The organism is Vannielia litorea (genome assembly GCF_018424695.1).
In the GTDB taxonomy this organism is placed as follows: domain Bacteria; phylum Pseudomonadota; class Alphaproteobacteria; order Rhodobacterales; family Rhodobacteraceae; genus Vannielia; species Vannielia litorea_A.
Window position 1 is genome coordinate 1 of the sequence record NZ_QTNQ01000209.1, and the last position, 706, is coordinate 706.

Genomic DNA, 706 nt, shown 5'->3' on the forward strand with positions numbered 1-706 from the left:
CTCTATCTCTTCGGGGTCTGGGTGGTGCTGATCGCGGTGGCCGCGCTGGTGGCTGCCCGACTTTCGGCGCCGTTGCCGCCGGGCGCGCGCGACGAGAGGGACGATGTCGTTTAACCTGCTCGTCGCGGTCTCACTGCTTTACGTGGGCTTTCTGTTCCTCGTGGCCTTCCTCGCCGAACGCCGCGCCCAAAGGGGCATGCCGCGGTGGCTGCGTTCGCCGATGGTCTACACGCTGTCGCTCAGCGTCTACTGCACGGCCTGGACCTTCTATGGCGCAGTGGGCTACGCCGCGCGCTCCGGGCTGGAATACCTGACCATCTACCTTGGCCCGACGCTGGTGCTGACCGGCTGGTGGCTGGTGTTGCGCAAGCTGGTGCGCGTGGGGCGGACCCAGCGGATCACCTCGATTGCCGACCTGATTTCCAACCGCTACGGGAAATCCAACACGCTGGGGGTGTTGGTGACGCTGCTCGCGGTGGTGGGCACCACGCCCTACATTGCCTTGCAGCTTCAGTCCGTCACGCTTTCGCTGGAGGTCTTCGCGCAGTCGTCGGGCGAGGTGGAGCTTTCGGCGCGCAATGCGCTCTGGGTCGCGGGAGGCCTTGCATTGTTCACCATCCTCTTCGGCACCCGGAACCTGGATGCCAACGAGCGGCACCACGGGGTGGTGACCGCCATCGCGGTGGAGGCGGTGGTGAAGCTGGTG

Annotated in this window: 1 protein-coding gene; it reads left to right on the plus strand. The window is 66.1% G+C overall.

The window, feature by feature from the left end; genetic code table 11:
• Window positions 1-103 precede the first annotated feature (103 nt).
• Window positions 104-706 (plus strand): sodium:solute symporter family transporter (locus tag DYI42_RS24005; RefSeq protein ID WP_440870665.1); only part of this gene is annotated, 603 nt, incomplete at its 3' end.